The organism is Nocardiopsis sp. iso_25, from assembly GCF_056173305.1.
This window is the reverse complement of record NZ_CM149667.1, coordinates 3,392,504-3,406,729: the sequence shown is the minus strand read 5'-3', so window position 1 is coordinate 3,406,729 and position 14,226 is coordinate 3,392,504. Positions and strand designations below refer to the sequence as shown.

The window sequence follows — 14,226 nt, the reverse complement described above, 5'->3', positions numbered from 1 at the left end:
CCTTCTATCGGGTGCCCGTGGTGACGGGGAAGGCGGACAGGGAGCGTACGACGGTGGTGGGTCGGCGGGTGGGTGGGGCGGTGGGTCGTAGGTGGGGGAGGCGTTCGGCGAGGGCGCGTAGGGCGATGCGGCCTTCGAGGCGGGCCAGGGGTGCGCCCAGGCAGTAGTGGACGCCGCTGGAGAAGGAGAGGTGGTCGGCGGCGTCGGGGCGGGTGATGTCGAAGCGGTCGGGGTCGGTGAAGCGTGCGGGGTCGCGGTTGGCGGAGCCGATGAGGCACATGGCGTAGCCGCCGCGGCGCAGGGGTTGGTGTTGGACGGTGGTGTCGGTGTGGACCCAGCGGCTGGTCATCTGGACGGGTGAGTCGAAGCGCAGGATCTCTTCCACGGCGCCCGGGGCCAGGTCGGGGTCGGCGATGAGGCGTTCCCACTGGTGGCGGTGGCGCAGCAGGGCCATCACCCCGTTCCCGATCAGGTTCACGGTGGTCTCGAATCCGGCGATGAGCAGCAGGCGGCACATGGTGCTGAGTTCGGTCGCGGTGAGGTGGCCGTCGTCGACCTGGGTGACCAGGGTGGAGACCACGTCGTCGCGGGGGTCGGCGCGGCGCTGTCGCATGAGCCGGGTGAACAGCAGGTCCAATTGTGCCGTGGCCTGGTGGATGCGGCGCACGTGACTCGCCGAGCGGGCGCCGTCCAGGGCGCTGCCCAGGGCGTGGCCGATGCGGACGAATTCGGTGTCTTGGGAGGCGGGGACGCCGAGGAGGCGGCTGATGACGGCGATGGGCAGGGGTTGGGCGAAGTCGCGCATGAGGTCGAAGCGGCCTTTGGCGGCGGCTTTGTCCAGGAGTTCGTGGGTGGTTTGGGTGATCTGGGTTTCGTACTCGCTCATGCGGCGGGGGCTGAAGGCGGGGCGGGCGAGTTGGCGCAGGCGGGTGTGTTCGGGTGGGTCCTTCATGAGGAAGGACAGGTCCATGATGTCGAACTGTTGGGGTGGGGTGGTGCCGTCGGGGGGTTGGACGCCGAATTCGCGTCCGCGTAGGAGGGCGCTGACGGCTTGGTAGGTGTTGGCGGTGCGGAAGCCGAGTTTGCTGGTGGCGAAGTGGCCTTGGTCGCGCAGGCGTTGGTAGGTGGGGTAGGGGTTGTGGCGCCAGGGGTGGTGCAGGAGTCTGCTGGGGTGGTCTGCGGTCTGTGCGGCGGTCCAGGAGGCGGCGTTGGCCAGGCGTAGGCGGGCGTCGATGCGCAGGGTGTCGGGGATGTGCATGGTGTGTCCTCCTGGTCGCGTGCTTTTTCGACCCTAGGCGGGTGGGGGGTGCCTGGTCATGCGGGTTGGTGACTTGGCCGTGTGCGGTCAGGGGGGAACTTTGCGGGGTGGTTCGTCGTTGGGGTGCGGCGTTGGCGGGTGGGGTGTGGTGGTGGGGTTGTCGCAGGTGGTTGGGGTTGTGGGGGGTTGTGTGGGTGTGGGGTGGTTCGGGGTGGGGTGGACCCGGTGGCGTGGCGGGTGCGGGTGGGTGCCTGGTGGGGGCCGTGTCGGGGGTGTGGGGGCCCGCGGTGGTGCACACGCCGGTGTTTGCGGGGGAGTCTGGGGGGTGCGCCCGCCGATAGGTTGGGGGCAGGCGTCTTTCCGGCGGGTGCTCGGGCACCGGGGGAGGCGGCGGTCATCCTCTGGCACCCGGGGGTGGCGGAACGTCGTGTGTGGAGGCTGTAGTGTCCCTTAGGCTCGATCCCAGTGACCCGGAACGTATCGGCCGGTACCGGCTGATCGGCCGCTTGGGCTCTGGCGGCATGGGCCAGGTGTTCTTCGGCCGTTCGGCCGGGGGGCGTGCGGTGGCGGTCAAGCGCATCCATCCGCACATGGCCGCCGACGCCTCCTTCCGGGAGCGTTTCGCCCGTGAGGTCAACGCGGCCCGTCAGGTGAGCGGTGCGTTCACCGCGCCGGTGATCGACGCGGGTCCCGATGACGAGGTGCCCTGGCTGGTCACCTCGTATGTTCCCTCGTTGCCGTTGGACACGGCGGTGCACGATCACGGGCCGCTGCCGGAGGCGAGTGTGCGGGTGCTCGCGGCGGGTCTGGCCGAGGCGTTGGCCGACATCCACCGGGTGGGGTTGATCCACCGTGACCTCAAGCCCGGCAACGTGCTGTTGGCCGAGGACGGGCCGCGGGTGATCGATTTCGGTATCGCCCGTGCGACCGACGGTACGGCGGCCACGCAGTCGGTGATCGGTACGCCGGGGTTCATGAGTCCGGAGCAGGTGCAGGGGGAGGCGCTGACTCCGGCCAGTGACCTGTTCGCCTACGGTGCGGTGCTGGCCTACGCGGCGGCGGGGACGGGGCCTTTCGGTGAGGGCAGTATGCCCACCATGGTCATGCGCATCATCAGTCGTGAGCCGGATCTGTCGGGTGTGCCCGAGTCGTTGCGTCATCTGGTGGCGGCGTGTTTGTCCAAGGACCCGCAGGGCCGTCCGGGGCCGGGGGAGATCCTGGACTATCTGGGTGATGTGGCCACGGGGCCGACCTGGTTGCCCGCGGAGGTGATGCGCGGGGTTCAGGAGCAGGTGGCCAAGGTCAACGGGGCGTTGGCGGCCGCTGCCGGGGACGGGCGCGTTACCGGTCAGCACCAGCGCACGGAGGTGTTGGGACAGGGTGGTGCCGCTGCTGTGGGGGGTGCGGCGGGAGCTGCGGCCGGGGCGGCTGGTGCGGGTGTGTTCGGTGATGAGGCGGCCACCCGGGTCACGCCGCCGGTGCCGGGGCACGAGGGCGGTGCGACCTCGGTGCTGGGTGAGCAGCAGGGGTACGGGGCCACGGCGCGTTTTCCGTCGGGGCAGCAGGTTCCGCCGACCGCGCAGTACGGTCAGGGCGCTGCCTCCTACGGGCGGGAGGAGGCTTCGGGGTACCGGCAGTCGGAGCGGCCCAGTCAGGAGGACGCCTACGCCGACCTGTACGGCGAGCGGCGTGATCCGGGCGCGGACGTGCGCCGCCAGCAGCAGGAGCAGTTGCGTCAGCAGGAGGAGCAGCGCCAGCGCCGGATGCAGGAGCAGCAGCGCCAGCAGGAGGAGCAGCGCAGGCGGGTGGAGGAGCAGCGGTTGGAGCACCGGCGCCGTCAGGAGGCCGAGCGGGCCCACCGTGAGCGGGTGCGGGCCGAGCAGGAGGCCGCGCGTCGTGCCCAGAGCCAGGCGCGCCATGCGGACCAGCCGGGGTTGTGGGGTTTCGTCAAGCTGTTGCCGTTGTTGGTCATTCCGCTGATCCAGGTGCCGTTGGGGTACGGGGCGGCGTTGGCGTGGGCGTGGTTCACGACCGAGACCGATGTGTGGACGGGGGCGCCGTACGCGTTCGAGCCGTTCCGGTGGGAGTCCTTCTGGCACGCGATGATGCTGGGGTACTTCCTGTTGAACAACCTGGTGTCGTTGGAGTACCTGGTCAGGTCGTTGCGGACGTCGTTCGTCACGGGTGCGGTGTTGGCGTTGGGTGCGATCGCGGCGACCAACGGTCTGTTGTACAGCTTCGGTTTTTGGGGCTGATCCCTGGCTGGGGGGTGTGGGTGCCGGGGCTGGCGGGCGTGTTGGCTGCGGTTTCGCGCTGTTGACAGGCGCGGGAGACCTGTCCCAGGGTGAGGCGCCGAGGGCGGGGCCCGTGGTCCGGGTTCCGTCCTGGTCCGGGCCGGGGTCCCGTCCTCGCCGCGGGGGCGGGTCAGGCGGAGATGCCGCCGTCGCTGGTCAGGAGTTGGCCGTTGATCCACCGGCCGCGGGGTGAGCACAGGAACTCCACCAGGTCCGCGGTGTCCTGGGGGGTGCCCAGGCGCCCCAGCGGGGTGTGCTGGAGGCACTCGTCCCTGGTGTGCTGTGACATCCAGCCGGTGTCGACGGGTCCGGGGTTGATGACGTTGGCGCTCACTCCCAGGTGGGCCAGCTCGCGCGCGCAGGAGAGCACGATGCGGTCCAGGGCGGCCTTGCTCGCGCCGTAGGGCAGGTTGCCGACGGTGTCGTCGCTGGTCAGGGCTATGATCCTTCCGGTGCCGTGCTCTGCGGTGAAGCGCAGTCCGAACTCGCGGGCCAGCTGCCAGGTGGCGCGCGCGTTGACCGCGAAGTGCCGGTCGAAGCTGTCCACGGTGGTCTCCAGCAGTCCGGAGTCGACCGACTCGCAGTGGCACATGATGAGTGCGTTCACCGGGCCCAACCGCTCCTGGACGGTGTCGAATACGTGTGCGGCGGTGGCGGTGTCGGCCAGGTCGGCCTCGACCGCCGTGGCGCGGGCGCCGTGCCCGGTCAGGGCGTCCAGGATGGTGCGGGTGGCGCCCGGTTCGGCGCCCCAGTTCATGCGGGCGTCGTAGGCGCTCCAGTGGGTGAAGGCCACGTCCCAGCCCGAGGCGGCCAGGCGGAGGGCGATGGCGGAGCCGATACCGGTGGTGCGGCCGACGCCGGTGACCAGGGCCAGGGGGCGGGAGGGCGGTGTGTGCGTCATGGGGTGATGGTCGCGCGGTCCTCGCCCCGCACACCAGTGGTTTTCGTCGGGGGCGGGTGGCGCTCAACCGGTCAGGTCGGGGATCACGCGTGGGCCCACCCGTCGCACGTGGTCGCGGAACAGTGTCACCGCGGGGGGTTCGTAGCCGCCGCCCGATCCCTGTCGGGGCCAGACCACTGCGATGGGGCGGCGGGCGTCCACGCCCTCGATGTCCAGCTCCACCGTTCCGCTCAGCGCTCCCTTGGGGCGGGCGGGGAGCACCGAGACCCCCAGCCCGGCCGCGACCAGGCCGCGCGCGGTGGCGATGTCGTCGGCTTCGAAGGCCACCCGGGGGGTGAAGCCCGCTTGTTCCACGATGCGGTCGGTCAGGTGGCGCACGCCCCGTCCCGGTTTGAGCAGGATGAACTCCTCGTGGGCTGCGGCGGTCACCGCCACCGCCGCGTTCCGGGTTCGGCCCGTCGTCCCGCTGTGCGGGCTCTGGTGTCCGCGTGCCAGCGCGTGCTGCTCGGGTACCACCAGGCGCAGCACCTGGGTGTGCAAGGTGGCCGCCGCCAGTCCCTGTCCCGAGGGCAGTGGTGAGGTCAGCGCCAGGTCGGCGCCGCCCGCGGTGAGCCTGTGCAGCGACTCCGACCACGGTTCCTGGGTCAGGGAGAAGCGCACCCCCGGGTGCTGGGCGCGGAAGCCGCGCAGCAGCGCCGGGACCACCTCCACACCCAGTGTGGGCAGGAAGGTCAGTGCCACGCGGCCCTCCTCGGCGCCGGTGAGTTCCGCCATGCCCTGGCGCAGGTCCGCCAGGGCCCGTTCCACGTGCGGCAGCAGCAGTTTTCCGGCGCGGGTCAGCCGGACCCCGCGTCCGGTGCGTTCGACCAGGGCCATTCCCAGTTCCTGCTGTGTGCGGGCCAGTGCCCGGCTCAGGGTGGGTTGGGGGGTTCCCAGTGCTTCGGCGGCCTGGGTGATGTGCTCGGTGGCGGCCACCGCGGCCACCATCCGCAGCCGCGGCGCCAGTACCTGGGCCAGGGTGTCGGCGTCGAGGTTCTCGCCGTGCTCACGGTGTTCCATGCGTTCCAGTATGGATGAACGCCAACGTATGCATTGGACGTATGAAAGCGGTCTTTCTAGCGTGGGCGGTATGACCCTGACCAGCGGCTCACCGTCCGACCATGACATGCGTCCCCGTGCGGGTAGCGGCGCCTACCGGCGCACGGTCGTCGCGTTGGTGGCCGCCGCGGTGGCGACCTTCGCCCAGTTGTGGTCGGTCCAGCCGATCCTGCCGGCGATCGCCGAGGGGTTCGGCGCCTCGGCCTCCCAGGCCGCGCTCGCGGTGTCGCTGGCCACCGGCGGCCTGGCGGGGTTCACCCTGGTCTGGAGCGGGGCGGCCGACCGTTTCGGTCGCGCGCGCGTCATCGGTGTCTCCCTGCTGGCCGCGACCCTGGTGGGGTGTGCGATTCCCTTCGTCGCCGATCTGTGGGTGCTGCTGGTGCTGCGCGCGCTGCAGGGCGCGGCTTTGGGCGGGGTGCCCGCGGCGGCCGTGGCCTACCTGTCGGAGGAGATCCATCCGGCTGACGCCCCGCGTGCCACGGGTCTGTACATCGCGGGCAACCCGTTGGGCGGGATGGGCGGGCGTCTGCTGGCCGGGTTGGCTGCGGACCTGGGCGGCTGGCAGTGGGGGATCGCCGCGAACACGCTGTTGGCCCTGGTCGCGCTGGCCGTGTTCGCGCTGGTCCTGCCCCGGGGGGCGGGCGTTTCGCGCGCCGCGTCGCCGTCGGCGGGGGCGGGTGGGGCCGGGATGGGCGGGCGTGTGCGCGCGGCGGTGACCACGCCCGGGCTCATCGCCCTGTACACCCAGGCCCTGTTGCTCATGGGCGCTTTCATGACGGTCTACAACCTGTTGGGTTTTCGTCTGATGGCCGAGCCCTTCGGGTTGTCCCAGGCCGCGGCCTCGCTGCTCTTCCTGTCCTACACCGCCGGGATGGTGGGTTCGGCGGTGGCGGGGGGTGCGGTCGCGCGCTGGGGCGGGTACGCGGTGCTCACCGCGGCGACCGCGGCGATGGCGGTCGGGTTGGGCGGGATGTTCGCCACGGCTCTGCCGGGTCTGTTGGCGGCCCTGTTGGTGATGACCTTCGGTTTCTTCTGCGCGCACGCCACGGCCTCGGCGTGGGTGGGTACCCGGGCGGTGCGGGGGCGGGCCCAGGCCATGGCGGTGTACACCCTGGCCTACTACCTGGGGTCGAGTCTGTTCGGCTGGGTGGGCGGTCTGGTCTACGACGGTGTGGGCTGGGGCGGGTCGGTGGTGTTCGCGTTGGGGTTGTGCGCGGCGGCCGCCGCGGCGGGTCTGCGTCTGCGCCGTCTGCGGTAGGGGTGGTGACCGCCCGGGGGCGTGCTGGTTCGCGGGGTCGTGTTGGGGGGAGTGTGGGAAGGGAGCACACCACCGTGGTAGTTTAAATTTAAACTACATTGGCAGGCGCCCCGGCGAACTCGACGAAGGGTGAGGGACATGGACGTGCGCCCCGCGGGAATCCACCACGTGACCGCGATCGCCAGCGATCCGCAGGCCAACGCCGACTTCTACCTGCGCGCCCTGGGCATGCGCATGGTCAAGCGCACGGTCAACTTCGACTCGCCCCAGACCTACCACCTCTACTACGGCGACCGGGCGGGCAACCCCGGCACCATCATGACCTTCTTCCCCTGGCCCGGCGCGCCCCGCGGGCGCGTGGGCGCGGGTCAGGCCACCACCACGACCTTCTCCGTGCCCGAGGGCTCCCTGGGCTGGTGGGCCCGGCACCTGGCCTCCCTGGACGTGGAGGCCACCCGCCCCGCCGAGCGGGGTGAGGAGGACGTGCTGAGCCTGCGCGACCCCGACGGCCTGGTCATCGAACTGGCCGCCAGCGCCGACCACCACGACACCGACCCCTGGGACGGGGGAGCGGTACCGCCCGAACACGCCATCCGCGGCATCCGCGCGGTGACCCTGACCGAGCAGGACGTGGAGGGCACCGTCCAGATGCTGGGCGACCAGCTCGGCTTCCACCTGGCGGGTGAGAGCGGGGAGCGCACGCGCTTTCACACCAACGCCTCCGGCCGGGGCGTGGGCACCATCGTCGACGTGGTGGCCGACCCCCGCGCGCCGCGCGGACTGGTCGCCGCCGGAACCGTCCACCACGTGGCCTACCGCGCCCCCGACGGCCCCGTCCAGGAGGCCTGGCGTCAGCGCCTGGAGGCCGACGGCGTGGGCGTGACCGAGGTCCGCGACCGCCGCTACTTCACCTCCATCTACTTCCGCGAGCCCGGCGGGGTGCTGCTGGAGATCGCCACCGACGGCCCCGGGTTCGACTACGACGAGCCGCTGCTGGAACTGGGCCGCTCGCTCAGGCTCCCGCCGTGGCTGGAGCCCGACCGCGCCCAGATCGCCGCGCACCTGCCCGCCCTGGAGACCGACCGGTGAGCGGCGTCGACGACCTCGTCCACGTCTTCACCCCGGCCACCGCCCCGGACGCGCCCACCGTGCTGCTGCTCCACGGCACCGGCGCCGACGAGCACGACCTCCTGCCGCTGGGGCGGGCCCTGGCCCCGGGCGCGGCCCTGCTCTCACCGCGCGGCACGGTGGACGAGAACGGGATGAACCGGTGGTTCCGCCGCCTGCGCGAGGGCGTCTTCGACGTCGAGGACCTCATCGAGCGCACCGCCGCGCTGGCGGCCTTCGTCACCGAGGCCGTGCGCGCCTACGACCTGGACCCGGAGCGCGTCGTGGTCAGCGGGTTCTCCAACGGCGCCAACACCGGGGCCGCCCTGCTGCTGCTCCACCCGCACCTGCTGCGGGGCGCCGCCCTGTTCGCGGCCGGGGCGCCGCTGCAGGGGCGCCGGCCCGATCCGGTGGACCTGTCGGGGGTGCGGGTGTTCCTGGGCTCCGGCGCCGCCGACCCGATCACCACCGTGGACCAGGCGCGCCTGCTGGCCGACCAGCTGCGTGAACGCGGGGCCCGGGTCCAGGCCCAGGAGCACCCCGGCGGGCACCAGGTGGCGCCCCAGGTGCTGGAGCAGGCCCGCGACTGGTTCGCCCGGTCCCGGTTCTGACCTGGGCTTTTCCTCAGGCTGCGGCGGCGCCCCCTGACCCTGGGCGTCGCCGCTTCGCACGTCGTGGGCCGTGTACTCCTGTTCATCGCGAAAAAGCCAGCGCGACACTCACCAACATGGATACCATCAGCAGCGAAATGCACACCCAAAGTGACATGGAGTGGTTTTCGTGTGCTTGATGCAACGTTTCCTGGCTGGTACCGCCGCCGGTGTCGTCCTGGCCACCGTCCTGTTGGTCGGCGCCGCCCCGGCCTCGGCGGACTCCGTGGCCACCGGGTTCTCCCGTTCCCTGCACTTCTTCAGTGACGAGGGCTTCCTCGACGACATCATCGACAACATCACCATCACCGTCTGAGCGCTGACCCCGCGGGTCTGACCGGTGCCCTCATCGCACGCCCACGGCGTCGTCCCTCCCTTGGGCGCACGTGCGAGGAGCGGGGCCCAGCGGGCGCGACCGTGTACGGCGGGTTCACCCCTTCCCTCGTGAACCCGCCCCGGGCCTTGCGCCCGTCGGAGCGGAGCCGCCGCTCGCGCGCGGGCCAGGGACACCCTGGGACGAAACCCCCGGCGGGTGAAGAGTAGGCTTCGTGGGTCAGCCATCCCCGCCACGAAAAGAACCCATGATCACCTCTTCCCTCGGGCGCGCGCGGTAGATGGACCCCGAGATCCTCGGCCTGCTCCTGCTGGTCGGCGTCGCAGCGGGCTGGGTCGACGCCGTCGTCGGCGGAGGCGGCCTGCTCCTGCTGCCCGCCCTGCTGGTCGCCGCGCCCACCACACCCCTGGCCACCCTGCTGGGCACCAACAAGCTCGGCGCCGTCTTCGGCACGACCTCCGCCGCCCTGGCCTACGCCCGCAAGGTCGGGATCGACCGCCGCGTGGTCGTGCCCACCGCCGGCCTGGCCCTGCTGGGCTCGGGTCTGGGCGCGGCCATGGCCGCCGCGCTCACCGCCGACGTGCTCAAACCCGTCATCATGGTGGTCCTGGCCGGGGTGGCCCTCATGGTCTACTTCCGCCCCGCCATGGGTGTGGCCTCCGACCGGGCTCTGCGCACCCGCAACCGGGCCCTGGCGGTGGTGGCCCTGGCGGGCCTGGGCGTGAGCTTCTACGACGGCCTCATCGGCCCGGGCACCGGTGTCTTCCTCATCATCGCCTTCACCGCCGTGGTCGGCATGGACTTCGTCGAGGCCTCGGCCTCGGCCAAGATCGTCAACGTGTGCACCAACCTGGGGGCGCTGGTCGTCTTCGGTCTGGGCGGCCACATCGACTGGCTGCTGGGCCTGGGGCTGGCGGTGTGCACCATCATCGGCGCCCAGATCGGCGCCCGGATGGCCCTGCGGCGCGGTTCGGGGTTCGTGCGCGCCGTGCTGCTGGTGGTGGTCATCGCCCTGCTGGTGCGCATGGGCTGGGACATCTTCACCTGAGGCCGCCCCACGGGCGGACGAGTGCGCGGCGCGTTCAGCCGCGCAGCCGGTAGAAGTGGAGGGGTGAGTTGGGTGTGAAGCCGATACGCGGGTAGACGGGGGCTCCGGCCTCGGTGGCCTGCAGTACGGCGCGCCCGAGTCCGCTGGCCCGCGCGCCCTCGTACAGGGCCTTGCGGGTGACGGCCTCGGCGTAGCCCCTGCGCTGCCAGTGCGGTGCGGTGGCCACGAGCACGACGAACAGGCAGTCCCGGGCGGGCACGGTCGCGGCGCACGTGACCGCCTCGCCCCGGCGCATGCCCAGGTAGGCGTGGACGCCGTCCTTCCACAGGGTGGACCCCGCCAGTCCGTCGCGGCCCTCCTCCAGCGCGAAGCCGTAGGCGCGTGAGTTCAGGTCGGCGTAGGAGCCAAGGTGTGCGTCGGTGCTCACGCGCACGAACGTCAGGTCGGGGTGGGAGGGCTCGGGCAGGTGGGCCAGGTCCGCGGCCATGCCGACGCCGCCGAAGGCGCGCTCCAGGCCCGCCCGGTGGGCGGTCTCGTGCAGGTGCTCGCGCGCGCCCTGGTCGAGCAGGTCCGCAAAGAGCCACAGGAACCCGGGGTGCCTCTTGGTGCGCATCACCCGCGCGGCCCGGTGCAGGTCGCGTTCCAGGCCCGCCGCGTCCACGTCGGGGCCGGTCAGCGTCAGGCAGTTCCAGAAGGCGAAGCGGCAGTCGGCCCAGCGCACGGCCAGGCCCGGCAGGTCGCGCACGTCGGCGCGCGGGTCGCGGTCCAGCACCAGGGAGCGCCAGACCCGGGTGAGCTGTTGCATCGACTCGATCGACGCGGTGCGGTCCCCCATCAGTCCCCTTCGGCGGGTGGGGCCCGGTGCGGGCCCGGTGGGCGCTGTGCCCCGCCCCGGGGCGGGCGGGCCGTGGCCGCGGTGGCGGGGGTCAGCGCGTGGCGTGCGCTCCCCACGATGGCGGGCCCGCCCCGGGTTACCGGCGGGTTCGCCCGTTTCGTGACCCGGGTTCTCACACCGCGGGTGCGGTCTGTCCGGTCAGGGCCCGGGTCACGTCCTGGATGATGCGGTGGGCGGCGTGGTGGTTGGCCGCGCCCCACACGTCGTGGTCCATGCGGTAGATGCGCTCGTCGCGCACCGCGCGCAGGTTGGACCACACCCCCGCGGAGAAGGTGCGGGGCGCGTCGGGGTAGCCCGATCCGGCCAGGACGAAGACCGCGTCGCCGTCGGCGCGCTCCAGGTGCTCATAGCCCAGGGCGATGAAGTCGGTCTCGCCCTGGGCCTGGGTCTGGCCTTGGGGGCGGGGCAGGCCCAGGTCCTGGACGATCTGTCCGGGGAAGGAAGCGGGCGTCTCCAGGCGTATCTCGCTCTGGCTCTGCAGCCGCACGAGCGAGACCTCGGTGGCGGCCGGGTCCACCCCGGCCCCGGTGATCTGCTGGCGCGCTTGCTCCAGGGCCGTCTCGTACTCGGCCACGGCCTGCTCGGCCTGTTCGGGGGTGTCCAGGACCTCGGCGACCTGGTGCAGGTGCTCGCGCCAGGAGCCGGTGCCCTCCCACTCCAGCAGCACCGTGGGCGCTATGGCCTCCAGGTTCGCCAGCATCTGGGCCTGGGCGCCGGACTGGGTGTGGACGCCGATGATCAGGTCCGGGGCGGCGTTGGCCAGTTCCTCGACGTTGACATCGTCCTCGGCGGGGGAGTTGGTCGCCAGGGTCAGGGCGTCGCCGTCGGCGCCCGGGGGCAGGAAGGGGGCCAGGCCCTGTTCGGGTGCGCCGGGGGTGCCCATGGTGGCGGCCACGTCGTGTCCCAGCAGGGTCGCGGCGGCCAGGGTCGGGCGCCACAGGACGGCGACGCGCTGGGGTGTGGCGGGGATCTCCACGCTGCCGTTGGCGGCCTGTACGGTGCGGGTGGGCCCGTCCTGGTCGGCTCGGGGGTCGGGTGGTGCGGCGCAGCCGGACAGGGTCAGTGCCGCTAGGGCGGTTAGTGTGGCCAGGGCACACACAGGACGCGACAACTCGGGCATAACGGGCACCCTTCCGTGCGAACGGGATGAAGGTAAGGCTAACCTGTCCGGGGCGGCGCGCGGTGCACCGGTGCCGCCCCGGGCTGCACCCCACCAGGGCAGCCGCGTCCACCACCCACGCCACAACGAACGGGGAAGCCGTGGCCCTGCGCGCCCCCACCCTCACGCGCCCCACCCTCACCAGGCGCATCATCCGCCCCCTCGGGCTGGTCGCCGCCCTGGGCCTGCTCACCCTGTGCGCCCTGCTCAGCGTCACCATCGGCACCAAACCCATCCCCGCCGCCGACGTGTGGGCCGCACTGACCGCCTACGACGGCTCCTACGACCACGACGTCATCCGCAGTCTGCGCGTACCCCGCACCGTCATCGGCGTCTTCGTCGGCGCCGCCCTGGGCCTGGCCGGAGCCCTCATGCAGGCCCTGACCCGCAACCCCCTGGCCGAACCCGGCATCCTCGGCGTCAACTCCGGCGCCGCCGCGGCCGTGGTCATCGCCGTCATCGCCTTCGGCGCCACCGGCACCGGCTACGTCTGGCCCGCCTTCCTCGGCGCCGCCCTGGCCGCCGTCGCCGTCTACGCCCTGGGCTCACGCGGACGCTCCAGCGCCACCCCCGTACGCCTGGCCCTGGCCGGAACCGCCGTCGCCGTCGTCCTGCAGGGCCTCGTCCACGGCGTGTTCGTCCTCAACGAGTTCGTCTTCGACCGCATCCGCTTCTGGCAGGTCGGCTCCCTGGTCGGACGCGACCTGGACGTCTTCTGGCAGGTGGCGCCCTTCCTGATCGCGGGCATCGTCCTCACCCTGTGCCTGGGCCCCTCCCTCAACGCCGTCGCCCTGGGCGACGACCTGGCCGCCACCCTGGGCGCCAACATCCCCCTCATCCGCGCCGCCACCGCCGTGGGCGTCATCCTGCTGTGCGGCGCCGCCACCGCCGCCGCGGGCCCCATCTGGTTCGTCGGCCTCATCATCCCCCACGCCGCACGCCTGGTCACCGGACCCGACCAGCGCTGGCTGCTGCCCTACTCCGCGGTCCTGGGCGCCGTCCTGCTCACCGCCGCCGACACCCTGGGCCGCGTCATCGTGCCGGGCGCCGAACTGGAGGTCGGCATCATCACCGCCTTCGTCGGCGCCCCCCTGTTCATCGCCCTGGTCCGCAGCACGAGAATGGCCCAACTTTGAGCCGCACCCTGACACCGCACCGCCCGCGCGAGCGCGCCCGCACCAGACCCCGCGGCTCCTTCGCCCTGCGCCTGTTCGGCGAACGCCTGTCCCTGCTGGTGCGCCCGCGCACCCTCGTCGTCGCCGCGGTCCTGACCGCCCTCAGCGCCGCCGCCCTCACCGTCTCGGTGGCCGTGGGCGACTACGAGATCCCCCTGGGCGCCGTGCCCGCCGCCATCTGGGGCTACGGCGAACGCCTGGACGTGTTATTCGTCCAAGGGGTGCGCCTACCCCGCGCCCTGACCGCCATCGGCGTGGGCGCCGCCTTGGGGCTCGCCGGAGCCGTCTTCCAGAGCCTGTCGCGCAACCCCCTGGGCAGCCCCGACATCATCGGCTTCACCGGCGGCGCCGCCACCGGAGCCGTCACCGTCATCCTGCTCTTCGGCGCCGGACGCCTGGGCGTGTCCCTGGGCGCCATCGCCGGGGGCATGCTCACCGCCGCCGCCGTCTACCTGCTCTCCACCAAGAACGGCGTCCAGGGCTACCGGCTGGTCCTGGTCGGCATCGGCATGGCCGCCATGCTCGGCGCCGTCCGCGACTACCTGCTCACCCGCGCCGAACTCACCGACGCCCTCAGCGCCCAGATCTGGATGATCGGCAGCCTCAACGGCCGCGGCTGGGCCGAGGTCGCGGCCGTGTGGATCTGCCTGGCCCTGCTGGGACCGGTCCTGCTCGCCCTGGGCCAGCGCCTGCGCTTCATGGAACTGGGGGAGGACACCGCCCGCGGCCTGGGCGTGCCCACCCGCTCCACCCAGCTGATCGCCCTGGCCGCCGCCAGCGCCCTGACCGGCGCCGCCATCGCCGTCTCGGGCCCCATCGGCTTCGTCGCCCTGGCCGCACCCCAGCTGGCCCGGCGCCTGATGCGCACCGGCGGCACCACCCTGGCCGGATCCGCGCTCATGGGCGCCGCCCTGCTGGCGGTGGCCGACCTGGTCGCGCTGCGCGCCCTGGCCCCCACCCAGCTGCCCGTGGGCGTGGTCACCGCCGTCATCGGCGGCAGCTACCTGATCTGGTTGCTCTACACCGAATGGCGCGGCGGACGTGCCTGA

At 72.5% G+C, this 14,226-nt stretch carries 13 protein-coding genes; 8 read left to right on the top strand and 5 right to left on the bottom strand.

Annotated elements, in window-relative coordinates:
- Window positions 1–4 precede the first annotated feature (4 nt).
- Complete coding sequence (locus AC0VX6_RS14830; protein WP_274973291.1) at window positions 5–1,258, bottom strand: cytochrome P450; 1,254 nt, start codon at window positions 1,256–1,258, stop codon at window positions 5–7.
- A 443-nt stretch (window positions 1,259–1,701) separates the two neighbouring features.
- Here AC0VX6_RS14830 and AC0VX6_RS14825 point away from each other — a divergent pair, with 443 nt between their 5' ends.
- Complete coding sequence (locus AC0VX6_RS14825; RefSeq protein WP_475464748.1) at window positions 1,702–3,513, top strand: serine/threonine protein kinase; 1,812 nt, start codon at window positions 1,702–1,704, stop codon at window positions 3,511–3,513.
- Between the two features lie 169 nt (window positions 3,514–3,682).
- On the opposite strand, the gene AC0VX6_RS14820 is transcribed toward AC0VX6_RS14825, so the two are convergent.
- Together AC0VX6_RS14820 and AC0VX6_RS14815 are read right to left on the bottom strand one after the other, a co-directional pair.
- Window positions 3,683–4,453 carry an SDR family oxidoreductase gene (locus AC0VX6_RS14820; protein ID WP_475464746.1) on the bottom strand — a complete coding sequence of 257 codons (771 nt, stop codon included), beginning with the start codon at window positions 4,451–4,453 and terminating at the stop codon, window positions 3,683–3,685.
- 63 nt (window positions 4,454–4,516) lie between these two features.
- Window positions 4,517–5,512 (bottom strand): LysR family transcriptional regulator, encoded by a 996-nt coding sequence (locus AC0VX6_RS14815; protein WP_274973288.1) that lies wholly within the window; start codon window positions 5,510–5,512, stop codon window positions 4,517–4,519.
- 70 nt (window positions 5,513–5,582) lie between these two features.
- Between AC0VX6_RS14815 and AC0VX6_RS14810 the strand changes: the two genes are divergently transcribed.
- The 5 genes from AC0VX6_RS14810 (at window position 5,583) to AC0VX6_RS14790 (ending at window position 9,948) form a co-directional block, all read left to right on the top strand.
- Window positions 5,583–6,809, top strand: coding sequence for an MFS transporter (locus AC0VX6_RS14810; protein ID WP_274973287.1), 1,227 nt, complete (start codon window positions 5,583–5,585; stop codon window positions 6,807–6,809).
- Between the two features lie 138 nt (window positions 6,810–6,947).
- Window positions 6,948–7,898, top strand: coding sequence for a ring-cleaving dioxygenase (locus AC0VX6_RS14805; RefSeq protein ID WP_274973286.1), 951 nt, complete (start codon window positions 6,948–6,950; stop codon window positions 7,896–7,898).
- Window positions 7,895–8,527 (top strand): alpha/beta hydrolase, encoded by a 633-nt coding sequence (locus tag AC0VX6_RS14800; protein WP_274973285.1) that lies wholly within the window; start codon window positions 7,895–7,897, stop codon window positions 8,525–8,527. Before AC0VX6_RS14805 ends, AC0VX6_RS14800 begins: the two co-directional genes overlap by 4 nt.
- A 178-nt stretch (window positions 8,528–8,705) precedes the next feature.
- Window positions 8,706–8,882, top strand: coding sequence for a hypothetical protein (locus AC0VX6_RS14795; protein WP_274973284.1), 177 nt, complete (start codon window positions 8,706–8,708; stop codon window positions 8,880–8,882).
- A 298-nt stretch (window positions 8,883–9,180) separates the two neighbouring features.
- Window positions 9,181–9,948, top strand: a complete 768-nt coding sequence (locus tag AC0VX6_RS14790; protein ID WP_274973283.1) for a sulfite exporter TauE/SafE family protein — start codon at window positions 9,181–9,183, stop codon at window positions 9,946–9,948.
- A gap of 34 nt (window positions 9,949–9,982) precedes the next feature.
- Here the strand turns inward: AC0VX6_RS14790 and AC0VX6_RS14785 are convergent, their stop codons facing one another.
- Both AC0VX6_RS14785 and AC0VX6_RS14780 read right to left on the bottom strand, forming a co-directional pair.
- On the bottom strand, window positions 9,983–10,783 hold the full coding sequence (locus tag AC0VX6_RS14785; RefSeq protein WP_475464744.1) for a GNAT family N-acetyltransferase: 801 nt from the start codon (window positions 10,781–10,783) through the stop codon (window positions 9,983–9,985).
- Window positions 10,784–10,955: 172 nt separating this feature from the next.
- A complete protein-coding gene (locus AC0VX6_RS14780; RefSeq protein ID WP_475464742.1) occupies window positions 10,956–11,963 on the bottom strand; it encodes an ABC transporter substrate-binding protein in 1,008 nt (335 codons plus the stop codon).
- A gap of 140 nt (window positions 11,964–12,103) precedes the next feature.
- Between AC0VX6_RS14780 and AC0VX6_RS14775 the strand changes: the two genes are divergently transcribed.
- Together AC0VX6_RS14775 and AC0VX6_RS14770 are read left to right on the top strand one after the other, a co-directional pair.
- Window positions 12,104–13,138: a FecCD family ABC transporter permease gene (locus AC0VX6_RS14775; RefSeq protein WP_274973280.1), complete on the top strand. Its 1,035-nt coding sequence runs from the start codon at window positions 12,104–12,106 to the stop codon at window positions 13,136–13,138.
- The gene (locus tag AC0VX6_RS14770) at window positions 13,135–14,226 is read left to right on the top strand and encodes a FecCD family ABC transporter permease (protein WP_475464740.1); all 1,092 of its coding nucleotides are present in this window, start codon (window positions 13,135–13,137) and stop codon (window positions 14,224–14,226) included. The genes AC0VX6_RS14775 and AC0VX6_RS14770 overlap by 4 nt, the downstream gene beginning before the upstream one ends.

Excerpts from the sequence above, each read along its gene's own strand:
- AC0VX6_RS14830 (WP_274973291.1), bottom strand. The coding sequence starts at position 1,258 with ATGCACATCCCCGACACCCTGCGCATCGACGCCCGCCTACGCCTGGCC.
- AC0VX6_RS14820 (WP_475464746.1), bottom strand. The coding sequence starts at position 4,453 with ATGACGCACACACCGCCCTCCCGCCCCCTGGCCCTGGTCACCGGCGTC.
- AC0VX6_RS14815 (WP_274973288.1), bottom strand. The coding sequence starts at position 5,512 with ATGGAACACCGTGAGCACGGCGAGAACCTCGACGCCGACACCCTGGCC.
- AC0VX6_RS14810 (WP_274973287.1), top strand. The coding sequence starts at position 5,583 with ATGACCCTGACCAGCGGCTCACCGTCCGACCATGACATGCGTCCCCGT.
- AC0VX6_RS14805 (WP_274973286.1), top strand. The coding sequence starts at position 6,948 with ATGGACGTGCGCCCCGCGGGAATCCACCACGTGACCGCGATCGCCAGC.
- AC0VX6_RS14795 (WP_274973284.1), top strand. The coding sequence starts at position 8,706 with ATGCAACGTTTCCTGGCTGGTACCGCCGCCGGTGTCGTCCTGGCCACC.
- AC0VX6_RS14790 (WP_274973283.1), top strand. The coding sequence starts at position 9,181 with ATGGACCCCGAGATCCTCGGCCTGCTCCTGCTGGTCGGCGTCGCAGCG.
- AC0VX6_RS14785 (WP_475464744.1), bottom strand. The coding sequence starts at position 10,783 with ATGGGGGACCGCACCGCGTCGATCGAGTCGATGCAACAGCTCACCCGG.
- AC0VX6_RS14780 (WP_475464742.1), bottom strand. The coding sequence starts at position 11,963 with ATGCCCGAGTTGTCGCGTCCTGTGTGTGCCCTGGCCACACTAACCGCC.